7 protein-coding genes are annotated in these 5,920 nt (G+C 36.9%); 5 read left to right on the top strand and 2 right to left on the bottom strand.

The genetic code is table 11. The annotated features are described in order from the left end of the window. Positions 1-112 precede the first annotated feature (112 nt). A complete protein-coding gene (locus tag FTT76_RS17230; protein ID WP_180190649.1) occupies positions 113-409 on the top strand; it encodes a type II toxin-antitoxin system RelE/ParE family toxin in 297 nt (98 codons plus the stop codon). A 45-nt stretch (positions 410-454) separates the two neighbouring features. Here the strand turns inward: FTT76_RS17230 and FTT76_RS17225 are convergent, their stop codons facing one another. Beyond that, complete coding sequence (locus FTT76_RS17225) at positions 455-775, bottom strand: GrlR family regulatory protein (RefSeq protein ID WP_179997607.1); 321 nt, start codon at positions 773-775, stop codon at positions 455-457. A gap of 176 nt (positions 776-951) precedes the next feature. Next, entirely contained in the window at positions 952-1,326 is a 375-nt protein-coding gene (locus FTT76_RS17220) for a hypothetical protein (RefSeq protein ID WP_086322809.1), read from the bottom strand. A gap of 258 nt (positions 1,327-1,584) precedes the next feature. On the opposite strand from FTT76_RS17220, the gene mobQ reads away from it, so the two are divergent. The 4 genes from mobQ (at position 1,585) to FTT76_RS17200 (ending at position 5,655) form a co-directional block, all read left to right on the top strand. Beyond that, positions 1,585-3,339 carry a MobQ family relaxase gene (mobQ, locus tag FTT76_RS17215; protein WP_257235117.1) on the top strand — a complete coding sequence of 585 codons (1,755 nt, stop codon included), beginning with the start codon at positions 1,585-1,587 and terminating at the stop codon, positions 3,337-3,339. Positions 3,340-3,972: 633 nt separating this feature from the next. Beyond that, complete coding sequence (gene repM, locus FTT76_RS17210) at positions 3,973-4,923, top strand: replication initiation protein RepM (protein WP_002011663.1); 951 nt, start codon at positions 3,973-3,975, stop codon at positions 4,921-4,923. Beyond that, the gene (locus tag FTT76_RS17205; RefSeq protein ID WP_002011656.1) at positions 4,916-5,491 is read left to right on the top strand and encodes a plasmid replication DNA-binding protein; all 576 of its coding nucleotides are present in this window, start codon (positions 4,916-4,918) and stop codon (positions 5,489-5,491) included. The genes repM and FTT76_RS17205 overlap by 8 nt, the downstream gene beginning before the upstream one ends. A 20-nt stretch (positions 5,492-5,511) precedes the next feature. Continuing rightward, complete coding sequence (locus tag FTT76_RS17200) at positions 5,512-5,655, top strand: hypothetical protein (RefSeq protein WP_001125247.1); 144 nt, start codon at positions 5,512-5,514, stop codon at positions 5,653-5,655. Positions 5,656-5,920: the final 265 nt, after the last annotated feature.

Below are 5,920 nucleotides of genomic sequence, written 5' to 3'. Positions count from 1 at the left end.
TTATAATCAGCGAAGAATTCAAAAAGGCTTGGATTTTAAGACACCAAATCAAATGGCAGAAGACTTTTATCGGTTAGCTGCCTAGAATCTCCCAAGTGAAAGTCTCCTGCTAATTCAGCACACATCACTTTTACGTCATAAGGACTTCACAGCTGAATGGGAAAAGCTTCCTAGTGCTATAAGAGATCAATTTAAGAAAAAACTTGCCAAGGTCATAGAGCAGCCACATATTCCAAAGAATATGCTTAGAGGTGATCTTGCAGGTTGCTACAAAATTAAATTATTAAAGGCTGGAGTCCGACTAGTTTATCAAGTTAAAGATGATCAGGTAGTTATCTTGCTCATTACGGTTGGGAAACGAGCTGACAGCATAGTTTATGACGAAGCGAAAAAGCGCATTAAAGACTAAAAATGGGAGCTTAGAGCTCCCATTTTTGACTTCGCATAACGTGTATTATGTTAATTTTAGAAATAAGTCACCTATAAATTTTGCTTTTATATAAACGACTAAATTAGGTCTATTAGTAATACTCCCTAATAATTCATAATCATAATTCGTCTTTTTAATAGATACATTTAAAGTTTCATTTATAGCTTTTTCTATACTATTATCATGTTGTTTTATAATAACTTTCGATTTTTGATTAATGATTTCACCTTGAAAGGAAAATGCATAGTTTCCACCATTTATTATATTATTTTGTACTACAAAAACTCCATTACCAAAATCATTAAAATTATCTTGAAATTCAAGGAAGTAAATACCATCTCGCATTCTTAAAATACCAGTTCAACAAAGTGAGTGTTTTATATATTTTACGCCAATTTCAACTTTAAATAAGCTTTTAGTTGTTCAAACAAATTGAGCTACCTCTCCTGTAATACAAACATTAGCATTTCATAGTAGTTAACCTTTATTTAACATAAAATCTCTTATATGAAATTTAGAACTTATCCCTTAAAAAGATCATTAAAAAGCTCTTTATCTTTCTGTCTATTTTCTTCTGTCTTACTTTCCGCACTTAAAAACTGCTCAAAATCAGCCCATTGATGTTTAAAAGATTCATCATTCTTAAATTTATTCAAAACCCAAGCGCCAAGCAAAATTTTCCGTCTAGTTTCATTTTTCCGTTCTTGAGCTTTGGCTTCACTTAAAAGTTTTTGCTGCTTAAGTTTAAGCTCATTCTGTTTCTGTTTTGCCTGTTCTAAGATCTGCTCTTGTTCTTTTTTCAAATACTCAATTTGCTCTTGTAGAGATAACTTCTTCTGCTGTGCTTTAGTGAGCTTCTTTAAAACTGCATCTTTCTTTTCTTGAATATCTGACATAGTATTAAACCGTGATGATCAATAACCAAACATCATCATAGAGTCAAAAAACAAAGCGAGCAATATCAAACGTAGCGAAGCGAAGTTTTCCCGGAGTGAAACGAAGGGCGCACTTACCCACTTTTATCATTTCATTCAAAAGTGGACGTTGCGACAGGGGAAACCCCTGTACCCCATGACCTCGCTTTAGCATGGTCAGCAACTTTTTCAAAGTTGCAAAAATCAAAACCACGGTATGCAGAAATTTAGGTTTTTAAAGTGGCAATTTTTCATTTGAATGAAAGCAACATCTCACGAAGTGACGGACGTTCAGCCGTTGCTTGTGCTGCTTATCGTGCCTGTGAAAAATTAGAGGATCTGACTTTTGGAAAGACTCAGGACTACACTAAAAAAAAGGGACTTGCATACAAAAATATTTATGCACCAGAACATACCAATACAAAACTTTTAGACCGTCAAACACTTTGGAATACAGTAGAAAAAAAAGAATTCAATGCCAATGGCTCAATGAAAGCCAATGCACGACTCGCCAAAGAATATATCTGTGCTTTACCACATGAATTAACAGATGCAGAACGCATAAAAATCGTTGATGACTTTTGCCGAGACTTTGTGAACAAGCACAATGTTATTGTCGATGCCTGCATCCATGCACCACATGAACATAACGATGAAACCAATAATAAAAACTATCACGTACACATGATGTTCACGACCAGACTCATCAATGAAAAAGGCGAATTAGGAAAGAAACAAAGAATCTTCAACGACCATGGTCCCGAGATCCTGAAGGACAGCCGAGCAACTTTTGCCAATGTTGTAAACACAGTATTGGAAAATGCCGGACTAGACGAACGCATCGACCACCGGAGTTACAAGGATCAGGGCTTAGACTTTCTTGAACCCACTCATCATGAAGGGCATGAAGCTACAGCACTTCGCAGACAATATGACGAGGAACAAAAAAGACCGCTTGAAGAACGTAACACTGAAATTGTGCTGCCAAGAATTGCACTTGAAAATGATGCAATCAAAGCCAAAAATTTAGATGCTGCACGAGAATACCAACAGATCATCAAGGGCCTTGATCAAGAAATTATTGTTCCAAGTCGATTAGAAGATCAGATTACCCAGCTGGAAAACGAACTTCAGTTAACCGAAGCAGAAGAAAAAGAGCTTTTAGCAGAATTAGTAAATCTCAACCTAGAAGAAGAACGCCTGCAAGAACAACAGGTTCAACAGATCGACAACGCATATGATGACTTCATCCGGTGCCAAGATATTTATGCAGAATTTGCCAATCAGTTTTACACCATTCAAAGCAATGCTGCTGATAATCAAAAGCAGATTGAATCAAATCTCACCAAGACAAAACGATGGTTAGCAGAAAACAAAAGCGATTTTTACCTACATAGCAATAATTTGTTTTATGACTCTTATCATCATACTTACAGAGATATAAAAAAACCTGATTTTTATGCGACTGAAAAATCAGTAGAACAGGCAAAAAATGAGAACTGGAGAGAATACGCAACCGAGGTCGAACAACTTGCTAAAGAATACGATATTGAGAATGTCGTCCAACGCTTAGGTCAATGCTCAGAGATACTGGAAAATAATGGGATTGAACGACCAACGATAAAACCCACGTTTTGGCAGAAGCTAAAACGAGAGTACGTTCATTCATTCGATACCCTACATGATTTTAATGATGATATGAGTCCCCTCCTTAAAGCAAAACGGGCAGATGATCTCAAAATTGAACAAGAAAGAATGCAGCAAGTACGCCAAGCGGAAGTAGATCGCCAACGAAGAATTGAAAATGATCGCAGAGAAAGTGAATTTAGAGAGCAATTACGTAAAGAACGAGAGCAAAAAGAACAACGCTATGAACAAGAAAGACACGAACGAGAACATTTGGCATTTTTAAAACGCCAAGAATTGGAAAAACAGCAGAAAAATGAGCCTAAAAAACCAGAAAATGAAAATAACAACGATTACCGACCTTGGTGAATGCTGTTTAAACGCAAAAAAATAGGGTTTTTAGCGATGTTTTGCTAAACCACAGTAGATTTATAGTTGAGTTAAGAAAAAACTCTTAAATCGCAAATGAGAGCATTTAGCGAGTGTCTACGAGCGAACTACAGGGATCTAAATTTTTTCACCTGTTTTTCCCTGATTACAGGCTCCCCTGTGTATCAAGAACTCAGAATCAGAGCATCCCGAATGGGTGCGAACTGATTACGATGGCTTTATGTCGAGCGAAGCGAGTAAAAAGCTCATGAGCGAAGCGAATTCCGAGCTGCTTTTGCTTTTTTTTAAAGTCACAACCCAATGAGCCAAAAAATTGCCCCAACGAATCGAGCGAAAGCGAGATTCAATAGAGTTTGAGCGCAGCGAAAACCAAGGGCAATTTTTCCTTGCCTGGGCTTTTAATTATTTTAAAGTTTTTAAATGCTTTTAGGTAAGCTGAAAGCCTTGTAAATAAAGGCTTCTAGACTTCATATGACACCGTTTACCTTGCAATATGACACCGTTTACCTTGCAATATGACACCGTTTACCTTGCAATATGACACCGTTTACCTTGCTTATAGCACTAAAATTAATTAAGGTGTCATAGCATAATAAATAATACTGGTGCTTCATGAGAGAGTTAGTTGTAAAAGACAATGCCTTAATTAATGCAAGTTATAACTTAGATTTAGTAGAACAACGTTTAATTTTATTAGCTATTGTTGAGGCAAGAGAAAGTGGGAAAGGGATTAATGCTAATGATCCCTTAACTGTCCATGCAGAAAGCTATATCAATCAATTTGGCGTACATCGCAATACCGCTTATCAGGCATTAAAAGATGCCTGTAATGATTTATTCGCAAGACAATTCAGCTATCAAAAAATAAATGAAAGAGGGAATATTGAGAACTATAGATCCCGTTGGGTTAGTGAAATTGGATATGTAGATAATGAAGCAGTGGTTAAGCTTATTTTTGCCCCTGCCATAGTTCCATTAATTACGCGCTTAGAAGAGCATTTTACTAAATACGAATTGCAGCAAGTTAGTAATCTCAGTAGTGCTTATGCTGTTCGTTTATATGAGTTATTAATTGCTTGGAGAAGTACGGGCTCTACTCCAATTATAGAGCTAAGTGATTTCCGTCAAAGAATTGGCGTACTCGATACTGAGTACAAGCGTATGGAACGCTTTAAAACTAGTGTACTTGAGCTCGCTATTAAACAAATTAACGAACATACAGATATCACAGTGAAGTATGAACAACACAAAAGAGGTCGATCAATTTCAGGATTTTCTTTTAACTTTAAACAGAAAAAGAAGGACAGCCCATCAATAGAAAGAGATCCGGATACTTTGGGTCTTTCTTCAAAGATGACCGATGCTCAACGGCATATGTTTGCAAATAAACTTTCCGAACTTCCTGAAATGGGTCGTTATTCCCAGGGAACTGAAAGCTATCCGCAATTTGCTATTCGTATTGCTGAGATGCTGCAAGACCCTGACCGAATAAAAGAACTATACCCATACCTAAAAAAAGTGGGATATATGCCATCAAATAAAAAGGACACCGTAAATGGCTAAGTTATCACTAAGTGAAGTATCTAAAAAATTTCATGTGGATAGATCAACCATTTACAGAGCTGTACGTAATGGACGTTTATCACGCTCCAGTGATGGACAATTCGATCTAGCAGAGGTCATCCGATGCTTTGGAGAACCTGAGCAAACATCTCAAAAAATTGAATCATCTAAGCAAGAAGGTGATGAATCTACAAAAAAACTTATTGCCCATTTAGAAAATGAAGTCAAAAAATACCAAGAACGTGAAGAACGGTTAATGCAACAAATTGACCGTATGCAAACACTCATTGAGCTGAAAAGTGTTGCTCCTGCCACAGCAGCACCACAACAAGATGCTACGGCATGCGACACCGACCTACCACAGCATGCGACAACACAACAAGACAATGATAATAAAAAGAATAATGAATTAAATATTGCAGAAAATGTGGCAGTGCCACAGCAAGAAACTACGGCATACCACACCCAAACGCTACAGCATGCCACGTTGCAAAATGTGGCAGTGCCACAACACAAAAAACGTGGCTTATTTGGCCGTGTACTGAATGCTGTTTTTGATCATGACTGAGCAATCAAGGGAGAGAGCTCATGCCGAAACTGAAAGATATTGCCCTGGGCATTATTGTGGCTCCGCTGCTGATCCCGATTATGCTGATTGCATCGTACCAGGATAAAAAGGCACTGAAGAAAGAGCTGGATGAACGCCAAAAAGAAAAAGACCAGGCATCCTGATTATTCAATTGAGCTAATCAAAAGCGTGGAACATTGATTAAAGATTAAGCGTGGAACGGTAGTATTCAACAAAAAAGCCGAACTCAGCTGAGTTCGGCTTTATGATATCAATTAACACATTGAATTATATAGATATAAAAAGAGCATTTCGTATAACGTGTATTATGTTAATTTTAGATAAACTATAGAATCCATTAGTTTTTAAACCAATAAATTAAATATTTTATGGAACTCCAGAATATTTATTCAGGCGATACTTAAGCAA

The organism is Acinetobacter sp. YH01009 (assembly GCF_013420765.1).
Classification (GTDB): domain Bacteria; phylum Pseudomonadota; class Gammaproteobacteria; order Pseudomonadales; family Moraxellaceae; genus Acinetobacter; species Acinetobacter amyesii.
The sequence above is the reverse complement of the archived record's forward strand: the minus strand, read 5'-3'. Positions and strand labels throughout refer to the sequence as shown.

What these genes read in the sequence shown, in the direction of transcription:
- FTT76_RS17225 (WP_179997607.1), bottom strand. Translation starts at nt 775, where the DNA reads ATGCGAGATGGTATTTACTTCCTTGAATTTCAAGATAATTTTAATGAT.
- FTT76_RS17220 (WP_086322809.1), bottom strand. Translation starts at nt 1,326, where the DNA reads ATGTCAGATATTCAAGAAAAGAAAGATGCAGTTTTAAAGAAGCTCACT.
- repM (WP_002011663.1), top strand. Translation starts at nt 3,973, where the DNA reads ATGAGAGAGTTAGTTGTAAAAGACAATGCCTTAATTAATGCAAGTTAT.
- FTT76_RS17205 (WP_002011656.1), top strand. Translation starts at nt 4,916, where the DNA reads ATGGCTAAGTTATCACTAAGTGAAGTATCTAAAAAATTTCATGTGGAT.
- FTT76_RS17200 (WP_001125247.1), top strand. Translation starts at nt 5,512, where the DNA reads ATGCCGAAACTGAAAGATATTGCCCTGGGCATTATTGTGGCTCCGCTG.